Raw genomic sequence first — 20,227 nt, 5'->3', positions numbered from 1 at the left:
TAACAGCAGGTATAAAAAAACCGCCCAAGCGTATCACTTTAGGCGGTTTTTAAAAACACATGGCAGCATTTAACTGGCGGCTTTAGCTGCTGCTTCCTTGGCAATCGAACGATTAACCAGCCACTGCTGGAGAATGGTCAGCAGGTTATTGCAGATCCAGTACAGTACCAGTCCTGACGGGAAAAACAGCAGGAACACGGTAAAGATAATCGGCATCAGCTTGAACACCTTGGCCTGCATCGGATCAGTCGGCTGCGGATTAAGCATTTGCTGCACATACATGGTAACGCCCATGATCAGCGGCAAAATGAACAGCGGATCCATGGCGGACAAATCCTGAATCCAGCCCAGCCACGGGGCATGACGCAGTTCCACGCTTTCCATCAGTACCCAGTACAGTGCCAGAAAAATCGGCATTTGTAGCAATAAAGGCAAGCAACCGGACAATGGATTCACCTGCTCTTTTTTATACAGTGCCATCATTTCCTGCGAAAACTTCATGCGGTCTTCGCCATGCTCTTCTTTTAGGCGCTGCATTTCCGGTGCAATCACCCGCATTTTGGCCATGGAGCGGTAGCTTTTGGCTGATAGCGGAAACAATACCAGCTTCACGGCACAGGTCAGCAGGATAATGGCCCAGCCCCAGTTGCCTACAATACTGTGGAAGAATTTTAGGCCCATAAACAGGATCTGGGCAATGGGCCACAACCAGCCATAATCCACTGTTTGGTTCAGACCTGGTGCCAGATCCTTGAGCTTGGATTGTACCTTGGGACCGGTATACAACGTGGCGCTAACGTCCATCTGCTTGCCAGCTGGAACATTAATCAGTGGGGTACGGAAACCAATCACATTGTCATTGCCAACCTTGCGCGATTCCAGCGTGGCATTGTACTTGGCATCCGGAATCCAGGCCGTCACAAAATAATGCTGAACCACGCCAATCCAGCCACCCTTGGCCTGTTGGTTTAAGCCATCACTCTGGAAGTCATCAAACTTGAGCTTGTTATACTGCTCGTCTGGTGTGCCCCACGCTCCACCCAGATAAGTTCCCAGCTGGAAAATACCCTGATGGCTCTTGCTGGGATCAGCACTGCCGTCACGCTTGATCTGGCCAAACATCTGGCCCTGCCATGGCTGGTTGCCCCGGTTAATAATCCGGTAGCTGACCCCAATCGGATATTCACCAGCCTTAAAGGTAAAATTCTTGATAATTTCAACACCATTATTGGCCTGATAAACCAGTGGCACCACCAGTGTTTTTTGGCCAGGCAGCAGCTTGTACTGCTTGCTTTCGGTTTCAAAACTGGCACGACCATTGGCATTATCCGGGCCATTGGCGCCAATCAAGCCGGACTGGGCGATATAAACCCGGTTGGCATCATTTTCCAGCATAACAAACGGCTTGTTGTCCTGATTTTTGTTCAGGTCATGCTGAAGCAATTCAGCACGCACCACGTCCCCACCCTTGGGATTAATCCACAAATGGTAAACATCGGTTGTTACTTCAATCAGGTTGCTGCTGGCAGCAGTATTTGCCACAGCAGGGTTTGCGGCATTTACCGACGTCGTTGAGGGAATATCGGTAGCTGTGCCAGTACGGGTTGCACTGGGAACATCTGCTGTTGATCCTGCTTTTGCTGCAATGGCTGCTGGTGGCTGGTTTACCTGAGCGTTTGGACCATAGTCCTTTTGCCACGCCAAGATAATTAAATACGCGGTCACAAACATGGCTGCCAGAATTGCAATTCTGCCCCACTGTTGCATAGTGCTTACCCCAAAAAATAAAGCTGTCTAAAACACCTAGCATTGCCGAAACGGAATACTAGATTTTACCTGCTTTGCATCAAGCGGCTGAAACGATATAAATTGGCGCATCGGCTGCCGGATCGAAGGCACCGGATCATAGCCCTGCCCGCCCCAGGGATGGCAACGACAGACCCGCTTGAAAGCCAGCCAGCTGCCATGGCCTGCCCCATGCAGGGCAACTGCCTCAAGGGCATATTGGGAACAGGTAGGGATATAGCGGCATCGGGGTCCAAGCAGTGGACTGATGGCAATTTGATAACATCGGATCAACCAGCGTAAAAAACCAGCCATTGGCCCGCCCTTTACGTGACTTTAGGAGAAATTGGCTGCTGGATCAGCTGCTGTTTTTTAACCCGGGTATGGAGCATGCGCCAGGCATTTTGCAATTCCTGATGCAATTGCGGGTTGTCAATGTGATCGGCGCCTTGCTTTGCCATCACAATAATATCAAGTGCAGGTAGCTGTTGCTGGTGCAGCCGGAAACTTTCTCGGGTCAACCGTTTAAAGCGGTTACGCTCATGTGCGCGCTTGATTTTTCGTTTGGCCACCACAATGCCGATACGGCTTTGAGAAGATTCAGCATTGCGCCGGATTGCCAATACCAAAAAACCAGATTGATGGACTTTATACATGGCACAGTCAAACACTGCTTTAAAATCAGCAGCTGTCAGTAGCCTGCATTCTGGCTGAAATGCAAACGATGTCATGTTACCCGACGCGCACGCGTCTTTGCACGTTTAACTGTTTATACGGTTAAACGATGACGGCCTTTTGCACGACGACGCGCCAGCACCTGACGACCATTCTTGGTAGCCATACGGGCACGGAAACCATGGACACGCTTACGCTTGATCACGCTGGGTTGGAAAGTACGTTTCATGATGAAAACTCAAAGCTGACAAAAAGAACGCGATTTTATTGACCTCTGCTCGCTGTGTCAAACAAAAGCCCTTGTTTAATGCCTTTTTTTTATGCTAATGCCTAAGCAGGCAAACCAGTATCCAAATTATTTCTTTAAATAAACACTTGATATATTTAATCATTTTTTAAATAAATATCTGATTTTAAGGCTTTTTTATGTTATCCACAAAATTATTCACAATTAATTATTAAAAATTAACTCATTAAATAACAGCAGCATACATCTAATAATTTAACTTATAATTGAAAGTTATCCACAAGATTACTATATTTACGTCCATGTTAGGAAGAATCAGGTGTAAGCGTTAATTTTTAACTTTGAATTGATAGCATAGAATCCAAGTTATCCCCATAAGACCCTAAACATAATTTAAATTTAAATTTATTAAATTCATATTTATTATTATTAGGAGCGTATTTTTCTGTGGAAATAGGCTTATTTTTTAATTTAACCATTAAGTTAGCTTGTGGATAAAAGGGATTAAGATTTGTGTATGATTTGTGGATAACTTTGGGTATGATTTTATCCACAAGTTTATCCAAAAAGTTTTCCACAGGTATTTTTAAATTTAAATTCGTAAAAAAATGAATTTAATGTTCAAGAAAGCAGCAAGCATAGGGTATGGACGCCATGACAGATGTTGATAAGTTAGTTAGAATGCTGTCCTCATCAGGAAGTGAGCATTCATAAAATCCCGGACATGCATGAGATATGCCGTAGTTGATTAGCGCTGGTTATCGTTGGTTCATTTTTTTATTGTTCATCATTGTTTGGGGGTGTCATGATCTGGGCAGAATGTCTGAATACACTGCGGCATGAGTTGTCGGATAATGTATTCACGATGTGGATTCGTCCGCTTCATGCTGAAGAACGTGACAATGCGCTGGTGTTGCTGGCGCCCAATCATTACTGGACCCGCTATATACAGGAACATCATCTGGACCAGATCCGTTATCTGGTGAATAAGGCCAGTGCCGGACGCATTTCCGAAGTTCACATCCAGGTTGATTCGCGTCCTGGTGAAATTATTTCGCAGGCTGCTGAGCCTGCAAATGTAGCGCCCACCAATGAAGCCATCAATGGGGAAGGGCGGGAACGCAAGGTCGCGGTAGAAGCCGATAGCAGTAAGAACCCACCAGTTCAGAAAAAACGTCAGCTAAATCCACAATTTACTTTCGCCTTGTTTGTTGAAGGCCGTTCCAACCAGATGGCAGCTGAAACCTGTCGCCGGGTATTAACCCAGCTGGGTGAGTCACAGCATAATCCGTTATTTTTGTATGGTCCTACAGGTTTAGGTAAAACTCACCTGATGCATGCGGTAGGGAATGCGTTGCTACAGGCCAAACCGAATGCGCGGGTCATTTACATGACCTCGGAAAATTTTGTGCAGGATTTTGTCAGTGCCTTGCAGCGCGGCAAAATTGATGAGTTTAAGCAAAATTGTCGTTCACTGGATTTGTTATTGGTTGACGATATTCACTTGCTGACCGGTAAAGCCAGTCTGGTAGAATTTTTCCATACTTTTAATGCCTTACTCGATGAATCCAAGCAGATTATCCTGACGTCAGATCGTTATCCGAAAGAGTTAACCGAGCTGGACCCACGTCTGGTATCCCGGTTTTCTTGGGGCTTATCGGTTGGAGTAGAGCCACCGGATCTGGAAACCAGGATTGAAATCCTGCTTAAGAAAGCCGAAAGCAATGGCATTGAGTTACCACGCAACTGTGCATTATTTATTGCCCAGCAGGTGGTGGCCAATGTACGTGAACTGGAGGGTGCTTTAAATAAAGTCGTGGCAATTTCACGCTTTAAGGGTACAAGCATTGATCTTGAAGTAGTACGTGAGTCCTTAAAGGATGTGTTGGCCATCCGTGCCCGCACCATGAGCATTGATAATATTCAGCGGGTAGTGAGTGAATTTTTCCGGATTCCCTTAAAGGAGCTGATTGGCCCCAAGCGCACCCGCATCTATGCGCGGCCACGCCAGATTGCAATGGGACTGGCACGTGAACTGACCAATGATAGCTTTCCAGACATTGGTGAAGCCTTTGGCGGGCGTGACCACAGTACCGTGATGCATGCTTGTGAGAAAGTTCGGGAGCTGTGTCAGTCAGATCCAGCCTTTAACGAAGATTATCAAAATTTATTGCGCTTATTGCAGAGTTAACTGGCACAATAAACCCTATTATTTTATATGATTGCGTCTGTAATCATTATTGCTTTAATTTCATCTCCGCATTAAATCAAATTGCCATGTTTTAAATAAGCATGCGGTGTTGAAATGTATGATCTCAAGGGGAAAGCAGCGTGCGCCTGAAAATCAGTAAAGACTTGTTATTGAATGTCTTATCTCATGTGGTTGGGGCGGTAGAGCGTCGTCATACCTTAAGTATTTTGTCCAATATCAAGTTACAGGTTACCGAGCAGCAACTCACCGTAACGGGTTCTGATCTGGAAGTTGAACTGGTAGCAAGTGCCCAGCTTGCCAGTGGTGCCTGCTTGCAGCCGGGAGAAACTACCGTGCCTGCGCGCAAACTGGTAGATATCTGTAAATCCTTGCCCAATGCTGCGCTAATTGACCTGCAAGTAACTGATGACCAGCGCTGCATCTTGAAGTCGGGAAACAGCCGTTTTGTACTGGGTACACTACCAGCAGAAGATTATCCCTTACTGGCCAGCAATGGGGTAGTTGCCGGTGAATCCGTACAGGTTGCGCAAAGTGAACTGAAAAAGCTGCTGGATAAAACCGCATTTGCCATGGCTGTGCAGGACGTGCGCTTTTACTTGACTGGTACTTTAATTGAAGTGGGCGAGGGGCAACTGCGTGCCGTGACCACCGACGGTCACCGTTTGGCACTGTCTGAAACCTCTGCTATTTTCGAAGGTCAGCAAACGCTGCAAGCGATTGTACCACGCAAGGCTGTAGGTGAGCTACAGCGCCTGCTTTCAGTGGATGAGCAGCCGTTAACCCTCATTATTGGCCGCGAGCTGATGAACGTCAGCATTACCCTGAACAGTAAAGATAAGGAAAAGGACAACGAGATTGTTGTTCGTTTTACTACCAAGCTGATTGATGGCAAGTTTCCGGATTACCGTCGTGTGCTGCCGCGGCATGGCAACAAGATTGTACTCATCAACCATGATCAATTCCGTCAGTCTTTGCAGCGGGTTGCAATTTTAAGTAATGAAAAATTGCGTGGTGTATTTCTGGTTTTCAAAAACAATGAACTGCAACTCCGTGCTAATAATCCCGAGCAGGATGAAGCCGTTGAAGACATGGCAATTTCCTATGAAGGCGATAGCTTGGAGATGTCCTTTAATGCCCAGTATCTGCTGGATGTGATCGGGGTATTAAGCAGTGATCAGGTACAACTCACCTTGTCAGAGGCCAATGCCTCCGCTTTGGTACAAGACCCAACTACTAGCAGCAGTCTGTATGTGGTTATGCCAATGCGGGTTTAATCCTGTTTCTGGCCATTTGCCATGCATTTACAGCGCCTGCATATTGAGCGTATCCGTAATTTAAAAGGGGTGGAGCTGGCTCAGCTTCAGCCCTTTAATATTTTTTATGGTGCTAATGGCAGCGGCAAGTCATCGATTCTGGAAGCCATTCATATTCTGGCCACGGGTCGTTCATTCCGTACCAATCTGGTCAAGCAGTATATCCAGCACAGTGAGCTTGACGGGCTGGTTTACGCCGAATCCACATATTACAGATTAGGCCTGCAAAAGTTTGCATCTGGCGAACAAATTATCCGGCTTAATGGCGATACCGTTGCCACCCAAAGTGAACTGGCCAAACTGTTGCCCATTCAGCTGATTGACCCAGATACCATTAGCCTGCTGGATACAGGTTCCAAGCCACGACGCCAATTACTGGACTGGCTGATGTTCCACGTGGAACATGAGTTTCACGGTTTATGGCTACGCTATCAACGCGCGCTAAAACAACGCAATAACCTGCTGAAGCATCCGCTTAGTGATCAGAAGCTCTGGCTGCAAAGTATTCAAAGCTGGGAGCTTGGCCTGGCTGAATATGGTGAGCTAATTGATGGCCTGCGTGAAAAAGTCATGCTGCAATGGCAGCCCTTATTTAAGCATTACTGCCAGCAGTTATTGCCACATATTGAAATCAGCCTGGCCTATACAGCAGGGTTTGACAGTGAGCAGGGATTGGCTGCCAGTCTGGTGCAGCATCGTGGTCGGGACATGGATCGAGCCACCACGCAGCATGGGCCACATCGCGCAGACTTGCGTTTAAAAACGCCCTTAGGTCTTGCTGATGAGGTACTGTCCCGTGGCCAGAAAAAGCTGCTGATGGTGGCATTAAAGCTATCGCAAATACATCTGCTGCAAGACTTGAATAAGGAAACTGTGGTATTATTAGACGATTTTAGTGCCGAGCTGGATGACACTGCCCAGGGACGGTTATTGTCCACCTTGGCCGGCTTAAACAGTCAAGTCTTTATAACTACCCTCAATGGCAGTGCGGTACAGAAAATGCAGGAAATCCTGAGCCTACCGGCGGCTGTTTTTGAAGTCAGCAACGGTCAGGTTCAGCCCCGTCCATTTTCTGGCAATGACGTGCCATCTCATTTGAATTAAGCATTTTTAAATATGAATCATCAGGGAGACAACATGAGTTCTGATTCCCAGACCCAGTCAGTGACCGAAATATCACCAGATTCAGTACAAGATTCGCTGCAACCGCAAGACAGCCCCAAGGCATATGATTCTTCCAGCATTAAAGTGCTGCGCGGCCTGGATGCCGTTCGTAAGCGTCCCGGCATGTATATTGGCGATACTGATGACGGCACCGGCCTGCACCATATGGTGTTTGAAGTGGTTGATAATGCCATTGATGAAGCATTGGCCGGTCACTGTGACGAAATTAAAGTGATCATTCATTCTGATGAATCCGTGAGCGTGAGTGACAACGGTCGTGGCATTCCGGTGGATATTCATCCGGAAGAAGGCGTATCCGCTGCTGAAGTCATCATGACCATCCTGCACGCTGGTGGCAAGTTTGATGACAACAGCTACAAAGTTTCCGGTGGTTTGCATGGGGTAGGGGTGTCGGTGGTTAATGCCCTGTCCAGCAAGCTGACCTTGAACATTCGCCGTAATGGCCAGCTGTATGAACAATCATACAGCCATGGCGTACCGGATTATCCGCTCCGTGTCGCCGGTGAAGCCAGCACAACAGGTACCACATTACGCTTCTGGCCCAGTAGTGATACGTTTACCCAGACTATTTTTTCAGTGGATATTCTGGCACGTCGCCTGCGCGAACTGTCATTTTTGAATGCGGGCGTGCGTATTGTTCTTAAAGATGAACGCGCCAATGTTGAGCACGTGTTTGACTATGAAGGCGGTCTGTCTGAATTTGTCAAATACATTAATGAAGGCAAGCATCCGCTCAATGAAATCTTCCATTTTACCGTGCAGGCCGATAATGGGATCGGGGTGGAAGTGGCCTTGCAGTGGAACGATTCCTATCAGGAAAGTGTGTACTGTTTTACCAATAATATTCCACAAAAGGATGGCGGCACCCATCTGGCTGGCTTTCGTGCAGCGTTAACCCGCTGCCTGAACACTTATATGGAAAGTGAAAACCTGCTGAAAAAGGAAAAGGTGAATGTTACTGGTGATGATGCCCGTGAAGGATTAACTGCCATTGTTTCAGTAAAAGTGCCTGATCCCAAGTTTTCCAGCCAGACCAAGGAAAAGCTGGTATCCAGTGAAGTAAAACCTGCCGTGGAATCATCCATGAGCCGCGAGTTTTCAACTTTCCTGCTGGAAAAGCCCAATGTGGCCAAAACCATTGTCGGCAAGATCATTGATGCAGCGCGTGCCCGTGATGCAGCCCGTAAAGCCCGTGAAATGACCCGCCGCAAGAGTGCGCTGGATATTGCAGGTTTGCCTGGCAAGCTGGCGGACTGTCAGGAAAAAGACCCGGCATTATCCGAGCTGTATATTGTGGAAGGGGACTCTGCGGGTGGTAGTGCCAAGCAGGGCCGTAACCGCAAAATGCAGGCTATTTTACCGCTAAAAGGTAAAATCCTGAATGTGGAGCGTGCGCGCTTTGACCGCATGATTTCCAGTCAGGAAGTGGGCACGCTCATTACTGCGCTGGGCTGTGGCATTGGCAGGGAAGAATACAACCCAGACAAATTGCGCTACCACAAGATTATCCTGATGACCGATGCTGATGTAGACGGCTCACACATTCGCACCCTGTTGCTAACCTTCTTTTTCCGTCAAATGCCTGAGCTGCTGGAACGCGGCTATATTTATATTGCCCAGCCTCCCTTGTATAAAATCAAGAAAGGCAAGCAGGAACAGTATCTCAAAGACGGTGAAGCTCTGGAACAATATCTGGTGTCGAGTGCGCTGGATGAACTAAAACTGCATGTTAGTCCAGATACGCCTGCCATTAATGGTAGTGCACTGGAAAAGCTGATTGCTGACTATCAAACCACCCAGAAAACCATGGACAGGCTAGGCCAGCGTTATCCGGCCAGTCTATTACAAGGCTTACTGCAAGTGCCGATGTTCCACGTGGAACAAGCAGTAGATCAGGCTTATGTCACCCACTGGGCTGGTCAACTGGTTGAGCAAATCAGCCAGATTCAGCCAAGCCTGCTGCCTGAGTTTAGTCTAGAAAGCTTTAGCACTACCGGGGAAGAAGGTATTGGCAAAACCGTTTACTGGCCTCGTTTAACCGTGTATGTGCATAACCTGCCACAGCATTATTTACTGGAAACGGCGCTATTGCAGTCTACAGAGTATGCGCGCCTGGTCAATAGCAGCCAAAGCTGGCTAAACTTGCTGGAAGAAGGGGCTTATCTGCAACGTGGTGACAAACAGATTCCGATTGGCAGTTTCCATCACTTATGGAACCAGATCATGCAGGATTCCCGTCGTGGCCTGATGATCCAGCGCTATAAAGGGCTGGGTGAGATGAATGCCGAACAATTGTGGGAAACCACAATGGATCCGGAAAACCGCCGCATGCTGCAAGTGACGATTGATGATGCCATCAATGCCGATCATATGTTTAGCTGCCTGATGGGGGATGACGTGGAACCACGCCGTGCATTTATTGAAGAAAATGCCCTGACAGTAACCAATCTGGACATTTGATGTTTTGAGTTAGTCCTTCGTAAAAAAGCTGCACAGGTTGCAGCTTTTTTATAGGTGGAAATTGGATACACCGTTGTAAAGAACTGAAAATAAGACTGCACCACAATAATAAACCTCAACCAAAACATTACGCTGATGCAAGAATATCCATGCTAACTTTCATAAAAGGAAAGTAACTGAAATGGATGAATATGTCGTCTCAGCATGTTGCACAATGTGCTCAGCTTTTGGCAGAGCAAAAACTAAAAATTGCTTTTGTGGAAAGTGCCACAGCCGGGCGTTTAGCCGCAGAATTTTCTCTGACCAATCATGCAGGAAAGTGCCTGTTAGGCAGTCTGGTTTGTTACGATGCCTGTATCAAGCAGGATTTGCTAAAAGTTCCCAAGGAATTAATTGACCAGTTCACGCCTGAATCTGCCGAAGTAACCGAAGCCATTGCTAAAAACCTGAAGCAGTTTTTTGATGCAGATATTATTGTTGGCGTAACAGGTCTGGCTTCAGCTGGGGGTAGTGAAACCCCGCAAAAGCCAGTGGGTACTATGTTTTTCATATCATTATTCGGGAACAATCCTATAATCACCGTGAAGTGTTTCAGGGTTCAGCTGAAGAAATTATTTTGCAGGCTATAGACCGGATTGCCCAACTGGTGATGCAATACCTAAAGCAGCAACGTGCAGCTTAAAAAGTAAATACGCTCAACTATTGTTATTGAAAAGAAAAAATAAACTCCTTGTTCCACGTGGAACAGGGAGTTTTTAATGTTTAAAAAAAAATCTATGCTTGATTAAATCCCTGTTGCATTTCTTCTAGCTCAAGCATGAGTTCGAGCGTTTCATTTTCACTGTGCTCCAGCGTGGCCTTTAATTCAGTTTGTTCAGTCATAAGTTTTAGCAACGCAGTCTTTTGCTCGGGCAAATATAAGGATTCATCAGCCAGCAAATTTTCAATTTCAGTCAACCGCAGCTGAACTTTTTGCTGCTGCTTTTCATGTTTTTCAATTTTGTCCCGTAACGGTCGAGTGGCTTCACGGCGCCGTGCAGCTTCCTTACGTGATTCTTCCTTGCTTAAACCTGTATTAGCAGCAGATGACACAGAAGGGACAGGCTGAGTTATTGCCTGAACAGGCGCTGCCACAAGGGCAGGTTTTTCAACAGGGGTCGATGATGTTTTTTGATCGTTAATTTTTTGCTCATTAGCTTTTTGTGTTAGGGCTTTTTGCTGTTTTTCCAGGTCAATGCGGGCCTGACGCAACCAGTTGGCATAATCCACCAGATCGCCATCAAAGGCTTCACACTTGCCATCATGCACCAGCATCAGTTCATCACATACACTGGCAATCAGCTGGCGTTCATGCGACACCAGCACTACAGCACCTTCAAAATCCTGCAAGGCCATGGTGAGCGCATGCCGCATGTCCAGATCCAGATGGTTAGTCGGTTCATCCAGAATCAGTACATTGGGTTTTTGCCAGACAATCAGTGCCAGCGCTAAACGGGCACGCTCACCACCGGAAAAACTCTCACAGGGCGTATCCATGCGCTCACCACTAAAACCAAAGCTGCCTAAAAAAGCACGCAGGGTGGCTTCAGAGATTTGGCGACCAGCCAGACGTGCCAGTTGCAGCATGGGCGAAGCATCGCCATCCAGTGCATCCATCTGGTGCTGGGCAAAATAGCCCAAATTGAGCAATTCACTGGCAGCACGTTCACCGCTTAAAGGCGCCAGTGTACCCGCCAGTGTTTTAATTAAAGTGGATTTACCCGCCCCATTCATACCCAGCAAACCAATACGGCTATCGGGTGTAATTTGCAGGTTAATCGTTTTCAGAATTCGTTTGCTGGCATAACCCGCATCTACATGATCTAGCCGCAACAGGGGTGAACTCATGCGGGTTGGTTCACGGAAGCTAAAGGTAAATGGCGTATCTACATGCGCAGGCGCCAACTTTTGCATACGCTCCAATTGTTTGATCCGGCTTTGTGCCTGACGGGCCTTGGTGGCCTGCGCCTTGAAGCGATCAATATATTTTTGCAGGTGTGCGCGGGTGGCTTCCTGTTTTTCAAAGGCCTGTTGCTGCTGGGACAATCGTTCAGCGCGGGTTTGTTCAAAGGTGGAATAATTGCCGGTATAAAGTGTTACCTGGGCATTTTCAATATGAATAATATGGTCAACAATGCCGTCAAGAAAATCACGGTCATGCGAAATCAGTACCAGTGTGCCTTCGTAAGCTTTAAGCCAGTCTTCCAGCCACAATACCGCATCCAGATCCAAATGGTTGGTCGGCTCATCCAGCAGTAGCAGGTCGGAGCGGCTCATCAGGGTACGCGCCAGATTCAGGCGCATGCGCCAGCCACCTGAAAAACTCGACACAGGCAGCCTGATCTGGTTTTCCAGAAAGCCCAGTCCTGCCATCATTTGTGCTGCTCGAGCAGGCGCGGTATAACCATGAATTTCATCAAAGCGGCCATACAGCTGGGTCAGGGTATCCATATCGAGCTGGTCAGCCTGATGTTCCAGCTGTTGATGAATGTCCCACCATTCCTCATCACCGGACAATACAAAATCAATGGCTGAGGTTTCCTGACTTTCAACTTCCTGCGCCATGTGCGCCACAATCCAGCCTGCAGGTCTAGTTAAGCTGCCGACATCGCCCTGAATAGAACCCAACAATGCCGCAAACAGGGTGGATTTACCTGCACCATTCACGCCGGTCAAGCCAATCTTCCAGCCATGATGCAATTGCATGGTGGCATTTTCAAACAGCAGGCGGCCACCACGGCGAATAGCAAAATTTTGAAGCTGAATCATGACGCATCCGGAGCAATGTAAAGGAAAGGCAAATTATAGTCTAAATAGCATTCACTTGTGCTAGGCTAAGCCTTAGAATTGGTATGACATAACTTTACAGTGGGTTCATGCCAGCATCATGAAAGCACGATGAATACTGAGCGCGGTTCATTAACAGACAATTCATTAACAAATAATATAAACCACACGTAAAAAAACAAAAAATGGTGGAGCAAATTGGAGTAAATACTCTATTGTTTCACACAATTGTCCGATAGAATATATCAACTTGGATGATGTCCAATTTCACCCTACAAGCATAGCTGAAATTTTCTGCTAGGAAGTTAAAGATGAAAAAAATTGCTTTGGCCATGACGGCTGCGTCTGTTTTCACCCTGTCCCATACTGCTCAGGCACAAACCGTTTGTGTGTTTGACTTGCTGGGTACCGCCGGTGATACCTACACCCTAATGAAAGATTATGCGCTGGCTGCCAAAGGCTGGGGTGCTGATGTCCAGCTTAAAGCCTATACCGATGAGCGCGTAGCTGCAGAAGACTTTAAAGCAGGCAAATGTGATGCCGTTAGCTTAACGGGTATGCGTGGACGTCAGTTCAATACCTTCACCGGTTCTATTGATGCCATTGGCGCGATTTCAAGCAGCAAGGTTGCGCAAAGCGTCATGCAGTTAATGGCAAGCCCAAAACTGGCCAGCAACATGGTTAACGGTAATTATGAAGTTTCAGGTGTGGTGCCATTGGGTACTGCTTACCTGATGGTGAATGACCGTAGCATTAATACCATTGCTAAAACAGCTGGTAAAAAAATTGCCGTATTGGACTATGACAAGGCACAGGCCAAAATGGTTCAGCAGATTGGTGCACAGCCGGTATCCAGCGATGTCACCAACTTTGGTAGCAAGTTTAACAATGGCCAGGTTGATATCATTGGTGCACCAGCCATGGCATTCAAGCCACTGGAGCTGCATAAAGGGCTGGGTTCCAAAGGCGCGATTGTACGCTTCCCGATTTTGCAGGTTACTGGTAACGTGATCATTCGCAAGGACAAATTCCCTGCTGGTTTTGGTCAAAAATCCCGTACCTGGATTGCCAGCCAGCTTCCACGCATGACTTCTTTAATCAGCAAGACTGAAGCTGCTATTCCTGCCAAGTACTGGATGGACATTCCAGCCAATGACAAAGTAGGCTATGTGAAGCTGATGCGCGAATCACGCATTGCTTTAACCAAAGAAGGCCTGTACAACAAGAGCATGATGAGCCTGCTGAAACGTGCGCGTTGTCAGGTTGAGCCATCCAGCTTTGAATGTGCATTGAAAGACGAGTAATTCTCGACGATAAGCTGTCTTGATAGCTGATGTTATAAATATTTGCTATCCTGAAAAGTAATAGAAAACCCGGCTTAGGTCGGGTTTTTTATTGACCTTAGTGACAGGAAAAACTGCCAAAAGATTATTGTTAAACGCAACGGAAGCGACTATACCTAGCACTGTTAAAGCTGCTTGGAAAAGCAGTGTCATCCCCAACAGGACATGAGGACATAAAAATGATGCGACAACAGTTAAAATTCGGATTAATGGCGGGTGTTATTGCCATGGCATCCAGTCAGGTTCAGGCCAAACAAACCTTTTGCGTATTTGATCTGGTGGGTACCGCTGGTGATGTGTATGCCTTAATGAAAGATTATGCACTGGCTGCTAAAGGCTGGGGTGCTGATGTCCAGCTTAAAGCCTATACCGATGAGCGTGTTGCTGCAGAAGACTTTAAGGCTGGTAAGTGTGATGGTGCTGCCATTAGTGGCATGCGCGGCCGCCAGTTCAATAGCTTTACCGGTTCAATTGATGCCATTGGGGCATTGCCTGACTTGAAACTGGCTGTAAATGTTATGCAATTACTGGCCAAGCCGCAATTGGCTGCCGATATGGTGAGTGGACCGTATGAAGTGGCTGGTGTGATTCCCGTGGGTGCAGCCTATTTGTTTGTTAATGACCGCAATTTGAATACCATTGCCAAGGCAGCAGGCAAAAAAGTTGCGGTACTGGATTATGACAAGGCACAGGCCAAAATGGTTCAGCAAATTGGCGCACAGCCGGTATCCAGCGATGTGACCAACTTTGGTGGCAAGTTTAACAATGGACAGGTTGATATTATTGGCGCACCGATTGTTGCCTATAAACCCATGGAATTATACAAGGGTCTGGGAACCAAGGGCGCGATTGTGCGTTTCCCATTATTGCAGGTCACCGGTAACGTGATTATTCGTAAGGATAAGTTCCCGGCCGGCTACGGACAAAAATCCCGTGAGTGGATTGCTGGCCAGTTACCGCGTGCCTTTGGCATGTTGGGCAAAATGGAAAAAGAAGTACCAGCCAAGTACTGGATGGACATTCCGGCCAATGACAAGATTGGCTATGTAAAACTGATGCGTGAATCACGGATTGCCTTAACCAAAGAAGGCATTTATAACAAGAAAATGATGTCGTTCCTCAAGCGTGCACGCTGTCAGGCTGAACCATCCAGTTTTGAATGCGCGCTCAAAGACGAGTAAAATCGGTTATCCGGTTGCAAAAATGCTTGAAAAGGCAGCAGCACAACCCAATTTATAGTTTGGGTTGTGCTACAGTAGCAACCTGATATTGCCAGTATACTGGCCCGGATTTTATGTTTTTGGAGACAGGCATGAACGCTCCTGCTTTGGTATTGACAGATCGTGCAGCGAACAAGGTTCGTCAATTGCGCGAAGGGGAAGGTGGCGACGACTTAATGCTACGCGTTTATGTGACGGGTGGCGGCTGTTCAGGTTTTTCCTATGGCTTTAGCTTTGCAGAAGCTGCCAATGATGATGATGCCAGATTTGAAAATGGTGACGTCGCCATGCTGGTGGATTCATTAAGCTATCCGTATCTGGTGGGTTCAGAAGTGGATTATCTGGAAGGCCTGGAAGGCTCACGCTTTATTGTCAAAAATCCAAATGCCACCACTACCTGTGGCTGTGGTTCCTCATTTTCCATATGAGCTAGCACTGCAATACGCCTATAATATTATGAAGAAAGCGTCCTAAATCAGGGCGCTTTTTTTATGGATTTGCCTTTGATTATAGGGTTTATCGCCTGTTTTATCATTAAAGGACAACAAGGCGTGTCAATGTCCTCAATAGCGCTGGTTTGCCTGGACTGCAATTTTTTATAGTAGTAACAGTATTGATTGTTGCAGCAGGACAAAGCCCATGACCGCATTTGCCCATCATCAGCTTAAGGCACGTAAGGTTCATTTTGATTTTTCAGGGGTTCCCAAGCACTGGATTCCCAATGATGCCTTTTCCACCCATTTTTTAAATGTGGCCCATCTGGTGTTGCCAGCCGGTGAGTTCTGGTTTTGCCGGGTGTATAACAAGGCGCTGCCTTATATTAAGGATGAGCAACTGAAACAGGATGTGCTGGGCTTTATTCGTCAGGAAGCCGTGCATGGGCGTACCCATCAGCATGCCTTACAGTATTTCAAAACCCATCAGATTAATGTAGAGGCCTATAACCGCCGCATGCATTATCTGTTTGAGGTGTTATTGGGTGAAGCACCGGCTGGGATAAAGGCACTGCAATTTAAAGCCACGGAAAAATTATGGTTGCTCACCCGGATTGGGGTGGTCGCTGCAATTGAACATTTTACCGGAGTTGCAGGCCAGTGGTCACTGGATAACACCAGTCTGGATCAGGCTGATCCGGTGATGGCTGACCTGTTTCGCTGGCATTTGGCGGAAGAGGTTGAACATCGTAGTGTGGCCTTTGACCTGTTTGCGCATTTGTTTGAAAATGAATTTGGCTTTTACCTGAGCCGACAGGCACTCATGGCGATTGTATTGCCAATACTGGTTAAAGTCTGGGCTGATGGCCTGCGTGCAATTTGCCGTGAGGATGCCGATGCCAAACAGTATGCGCGCTATAATGTATTGCAAATGTTGTGAGCCATGGAAAAAACGGGTCGTAAAACTGATCATGTGCCGCGTTTTAGCTATTTGCTTAAAGCCAGTTTGCGCTGGTTGCCACCCAGTTTTCATCCAGTGCACGAAGGCAATACCCAGCAGGCACTAGATTATCTCAATCGCTCGCCTGCCGCACTGGCTGCTGCTTAAATCTGGAATTTAATTTTTAAATTTTTGGATAGTAAAGCTGGAGTGGAAAAGCCTGTTTATAACATCAGCAGGCTATAAATCACCGCAGATAGCAAGGTCAGGTTGGCACTTTTATGCGCCTTAATCCAGTAGCGTTCATGCAATGACATGAGCAAGGTGAGGATAATGGCAATGCCCAGCAAATGATTATCCTGTTGTACATAATGAAAATATAGCCCGACAAAAGCCATACCCATTACGGCCCCAGACAAGCCCATATAGAGTATAGAAAATCTGGGCAGCTCGGCACTAATATCAAGTTGCTGTAATAACCATTTCCACATAAATTTAACCAGTACTTTTCAATTTAGCACCTAAACTGAGCCTGTTAGTGTGCCTAAAATCCGTAATCCACTGGCACCAGTCACGACGGGCAAATTACCCGGCTGCTGTTCAATACGCTGTTTGGCCAGCCAGGCAAATGCGGTGGCTTCAACCCAGGTGGGCGACAGGCCCAGTGCCTCAGTACTTTCAACGATCCAGTCATGCTTGCCCAGTTTCCAGCGTAATTGCTCCATCAGAGTTTTGTTGTAAGCCCCGCCACCACACACATACAGCTCCCCACCAGGCAGGCCACAACGTGCAATGGCTTTTTTAATTGGCCGAACAGTCAGCTTTAATAAAGTAGCCTGAATATTTTCAGGATGGTCATCATTGGGATCATAATCGCCCTGATTACGCCAGTCATCCAGCTGATTATCCAGCCAGTCCATATTAAAATCTTCACGCCCGGTACTTTTTGGCGGCTTTTTACCAAAGTAATCATGCCGCTGCATTATTTCCATTAGTGCTGGAATTGAATTGCCATTGGCAGCCCAGGCACCGTCCTGATCATAATTCTGTCCGGTATGCCGCTTGCACCAGCCATCCATCAGTACATTGGCCGGGCCAGTGTCATAACCATACACCTGCGCCGGATTTCCGGCAGGCAGCACACTGATATTGGCAATTCCACCCAGATTTAAAATAATCCGGTGAATGCTGGCGTGGCCAAACAATGCCTGATGAAAGGCGGGTACCAATGGCGCGCCCTGACCACCTGCTGCCAGATCACGGCGGCGAAAATCAGATACCACCGGAATTTTACTGATTTCAGCAATTAAGTTTGGATCACCAATTTGCAGGCTAAAGCCCAGATGTGGCCGATGGCGAATCGTTTGACCATGACTGCCAATGGCTATAATTTGGGAGCAATCTAAGTTATTTTCTTCCAGCAATTGAAGCACTGCTTGTCCAACCAGTCGGGCATAAGCCACATCGGCCTGACCCATACGCTCAATTTCATTGTCACCGGGCGAACTTAACGCCATCAGCTCATCGCGCAATTCTTCAGGGAATGGAACAGTCAAGGTGGCATGCAATACCAGCGGATCAAATGAGGCAGCCACCAGATCAATACCATCCATGCTGGTGCCAGACATAATCCCTATATACATTGCTGTCATATCAAAGCCTGCAATTCGCCCAAAAAAAAGTTAGTATAGCGCGCAATGCCAACTTTATTGTTTTTGATTTGCCATGACAACATTTTTACCTGCTGAGCAACAACTTGAGCTAATTGAGCGCGGCACTGCCGACATTATTTCCCGCGAAGACTTGCTGAAAAAATTAAAAGAAAACCGTCCACTGCGGATTAAAGCCGGTTTTGATCCCACAGCCCCTGATCTGCATCTGGGCCATACCGTGCTGATTAATAAACTCAAAACCTTTCAGGATCTCGGCCATGAGGTGTATTTTCTGATTGGCGACTATACCGGCATGATTGGCGACCCGACTGGAAAAAGTGCCACGCGTCCGCCGTTAACCCGTGAAGATGTACTGGCCAATGCCAAAACCTATCAGGAACAGGTATTTAAAATTCTTGATCCGGCTAAAACCAAAGTGGTGTTTAACAGTGAATGGTTTAATGCCCAAAGTGCCGCCGACCTGATCCGTCTGGCCAGCCAGCAAACCGTATCACGCATGATGGAGCGTGACGACTTTTCCAAGCGCTTTAAAAACCAGCAGCCCATTGCCATCCACGAGTTCCTGTATCCACTCATTCAGGGCTATGACTCAGTAGCACTCAAGGCCGATGTCGAACTGGGCGGCACCGATCAAACCTTTAACCTGCTCATGGGACGCACCCTGCAAAGCCGCTATGATCAGGAACCACAGGTATGCATTACCGTACCTATTCTGGAAGGTCTGGATGGCGTGCAAAAGATGTCCAAATCCTTGGGCAACTATATTGGTGTGTTCGATACTCCTGGCACCATTTACCAGAAAATCCTCTCCATGCCGGATAGTCTGATTGAGCGCTATTTTGAACTGCTGAGCTTTAAACCAATGTCCGAAGTAAAGCAGTACCTGCAAGAAATGGCCGCAGGGCGCAATCCGCAGGAGATTAAACGTATCATTGCACTGGAACTGGTCGAACGCTTCCATGATGCTGATGCTGCCGCCAATGCGCATAAGAGTGCCGGCAATCGCATTATCGATGGTGAAATTCCTGAAGACATCAATGAAGTTGAACTGTCGCTGGAAGGTCAGGAACAATTATTCATTACCAGCGTACTGTCGCGTGCAGGACTCACCAAAAATGCAGCGCAGGCCAAGGATGCTTTAGGTCGTGGTGCAGTCAAGGTCGATCAGCAAGTGATTGATGCCAGCTTTACCCTGAAGCAGGGAGATAAAGTCATTATTCAGGCGGGTAAAAAAGCCATTGCACGGGTTAAGGTGATTGCCTAATCATCAATATATTCAGAAAGCGGCTACATTAAGCCGCTTCTGTATTAAAAAACATTAAGTCACTATTGTTTCAATTTTTGAAATAATCACAATAAATAGACCTCTTGCATAATTCTGGTTTCGACAAGCTCAACCAACGCTGCCTGAGCCTGTCGAAGGCGAGTTGGTACAACTTATGAAAGAATGGATAAAGTGCTTTTTAAATAAGGAAATAATAAAAAAGCTTAAAATTAAGCTTAAATAGATCAAAAACTAGGCATATATCAGAAAAATGCTTAAAACATAAACGCCTAATCAATTATTTTAAAATAAGGGTTGCAAAGCATTTTAAACCCCCTATAATGCGCACCACGGCGATGATGAAGCGAAACAATAAGTTGTTAATAAACAACAAGTTAGCTAAAAGCATAGTCAAATCAGTCAGTAAAATGATTTAAGTGTTTAAGTAGAGATAATCGAAAAAATATTTAAAAAATGATTGACAAAGAGCGAATATGATATAGAATACGCGCTCTGATTTAGACAACACTGACGAGGTGTTGTGAATTTACCAAGAGATTGGTGGATTGATTCATTAAAAGATTGTAAAGAACAACTTGTGTGGATTTTTACTGGTTTTTGGCGATGATAAATTATCATTGATTTGAACT

At 46.6% G+C, this 20,227-nt stretch carries 17 protein-coding genes and 1 pseudogene; 10 read left to right on the top strand and 8 right to left on the bottom strand.

Features of this window, described 5'->3' with window-relative positions; genetic code table 11:
* Positions 1 to 69: 69 nt before the first annotated feature.
* The 5 genes from yidC to E2B99_RS09110 form a co-directional block, all read right to left on the bottom strand.
* The gene (yidC, locus tag E2B99_RS09130) at positions 70 to 1,767 is read right to left on the bottom strand and encodes a membrane protein insertase YidC (RefSeq protein ID WP_134244674.1); all 1,698 of its coding nucleotides are present in this window, start codon (positions 1,765 to 1,767) and stop codon (positions 70 to 72) included.
* 36 nt (positions 1,768 to 1,803) lie between these two features.
* On the bottom strand, positions 1,804 to 2,100 hold the full coding sequence (yidD, locus tag E2B99_RS09125; RefSeq protein ID WP_134244673.1) for a membrane protein insertion efficiency factor YidD: 297 nt from the start codon (positions 2,098 to 2,100) through the stop codon (positions 1,804 to 1,806).
* Between the two features lie 11 nt (positions 2,101 to 2,111).
* Positions 2,112 to 2,516 (bottom strand): ribonuclease P protein component, encoded by a 405-nt coding sequence (gene rnpA, locus E2B99_RS09120; RefSeq protein ID WP_134244672.1) that lies wholly within the window; start codon positions 2,514 to 2,516, stop codon positions 2,112 to 2,114.
* Positions 2,517 to 2,554: 38 nt separating this feature from the next.
* Positions 2,555 to 2,689: a 50S ribosomal protein L34 gene (rpmH, locus tag E2B99_RS09115; RefSeq protein ID WP_026472118.1), complete on the bottom strand. Its 135-nt coding sequence runs from the start codon at positions 2,687 to 2,689 to the stop codon at positions 2,555 to 2,557.
* Between the two features lie 353 nt (positions 2,690 to 3,042).
* Positions 3,043 to 3,273, bottom strand: coding sequence for a hypothetical protein (locus E2B99_RS09110; protein ID WP_134244671.1), 231 nt, complete (start codon positions 3,271 to 3,273; stop codon positions 3,043 to 3,045).
* Positions 3,274 to 3,512: 239 nt separating this feature from the next.
* Here E2B99_RS09110 and dnaA point away from each other — a divergent pair, with 239 nt between their 5' ends.
* From dnaA to E2B99_RS09085, 5 genes are all read left to right on the top strand, one after another.
* A complete protein-coding gene (dnaA, locus tag E2B99_RS09105; protein WP_134244670.1) occupies positions 3,513 to 4,898 on the top strand; it encodes a chromosomal replication initiator protein DnaA in 1,386 nt (461 codons plus the stop codon).
* A gap of 140 nt (positions 4,899 to 5,038) precedes the next feature.
* Positions 5,039 to 6,193: a DNA polymerase III subunit beta gene (gene dnaN, locus E2B99_RS09100; protein ID WP_134244669.1), complete on the top strand. Its 1,155-nt coding sequence runs from the start codon at positions 5,039 to 5,041 to the stop codon at positions 6,191 to 6,193.
* 21 nt (positions 6,194 to 6,214) lie between these two features.
* Positions 6,215 to 7,336, top strand: coding sequence for a DNA replication/repair protein RecF (recF, locus tag E2B99_RS09095; RefSeq protein ID WP_134244668.1), 1,122 nt, complete (start codon positions 6,215 to 6,217; stop codon positions 7,334 to 7,336).
* A gap of 33 nt (positions 7,337 to 7,369) precedes the next feature.
* Positions 7,370 to 9,877, top strand: a complete 2,508-nt coding sequence (gyrB, locus tag E2B99_RS09090) for a DNA topoisomerase (ATP-hydrolyzing) subunit B (protein ID WP_134244667.1) — start codon at positions 7,370 to 7,372, stop codon at positions 9,875 to 9,877.
* A 191-nt stretch (positions 9,878 to 10,068) separates the two neighbouring features.
* Positions 10,069 to 10,506, top strand: a complete 438-nt coding sequence (locus tag E2B99_RS09085; protein WP_205669664.1) for a CinA family protein — start codon at positions 10,069 to 10,071, stop codon at positions 10,504 to 10,506.
* A gap of 145 nt (positions 10,507 to 10,651) precedes the next feature.
* On the opposite strand, the gene E2B99_RS09080 is transcribed toward E2B99_RS09085, so the two are convergent.
* Positions 10,652 to 12,685 (bottom strand): ATP-binding cassette domain-containing protein, encoded by a 2,034-nt coding sequence (locus E2B99_RS09080; RefSeq protein ID WP_134244666.1) that lies wholly within the window; start codon positions 12,683 to 12,685, stop codon positions 10,652 to 10,654.
* Positions 12,686 to 13,014: 329 nt separating this feature from the next.
* Between E2B99_RS09080 and E2B99_RS09075 the strand changes: the two genes are divergently transcribed.
* The 4 genes and pseudogenes from E2B99_RS09075 (at position 13,015) to E2B99_RS09060 (ending at position 16,808) form a co-directional block, all read left to right on the top strand.
* Complete coding sequence (locus E2B99_RS09075; protein WP_134244665.1) at positions 13,015 to 14,007, top strand: putative solute-binding protein; 993 nt, start codon at positions 13,015 to 13,017, stop codon at positions 14,005 to 14,007.
* Positions 14,008 to 14,228: 221 nt separating this feature from the next.
* Positions 14,229 to 15,227: a putative solute-binding protein gene (locus tag E2B99_RS09070; protein WP_430981471.1), complete on the top strand. Its 999-nt coding sequence runs from the start codon at positions 14,229 to 14,231 to the stop codon at positions 15,225 to 15,227.
* A 131-nt stretch (positions 15,228 to 15,358) separates the two neighbouring features.
* A complete protein-coding gene (erpA, locus tag E2B99_RS09065; protein ID WP_026472127.1) occupies positions 15,359 to 15,694 on the top strand; it encodes an iron-sulfur cluster insertion protein ErpA in 336 nt (111 codons plus the stop codon).
* Between the two features lie 211 nt (positions 15,695 to 15,905).
* Positions 15,906 to 16,808: pseudogene (locus E2B99_RS09060) on the top strand (metal-dependent hydrolase).
* Positions 16,809 to 16,864: 56 nt separating this feature from the next.
* On the opposite strand, the gene E2B99_RS09055 reads toward E2B99_RS09060, so the two are convergent.
* On the bottom strand, positions 16,865 to 17,131 hold the full coding sequence (locus E2B99_RS09055; RefSeq protein ID WP_134244663.1) for a hypothetical protein: 267 nt from the start codon (positions 17,129 to 17,131) through the stop codon (positions 16,865 to 16,867).
* Between the two features lie 30 nt (positions 17,132 to 17,161).
* Positions 17,162 to 18,292 carry an anhydro-N-acetylmuramic acid kinase gene (locus E2B99_RS09050; protein ID WP_134244662.1) on the bottom strand — a complete coding sequence of 377 codons (1,131 nt, stop codon included), beginning with the start codon at positions 18,290 to 18,292 and terminating at the stop codon, positions 17,162 to 17,164.
* A gap of 73 nt (positions 18,293 to 18,365) precedes the next feature.
* Here E2B99_RS09050 and tyrS point away from each other — a divergent pair, with 73 nt between their 5' ends.
* Positions 18,366 to 19,577: a tyrosine--tRNA ligase gene (gene tyrS, locus E2B99_RS09045; RefSeq protein WP_134244661.1), complete on the top strand. Its 1,212-nt coding sequence runs from the start codon at positions 18,366 to 18,368 to the stop codon at positions 19,575 to 19,577.
* Positions 19,578 to 20,227: the final 650 nt, after the last annotated feature.

It is taken from the genome of Alkanindiges illinoisensis (genome assembly GCF_004377485.1).
Classification (GTDB): Bacteria; Pseudomonadota; Gammaproteobacteria; order Pseudomonadales; family Moraxellaceae; genus Alkanindiges; species Alkanindiges illinoisensis_A.
Note: the sequence above shows the minus strand (reverse complement) of the source record. Positions and strands in the feature narration are given on the sequence as shown.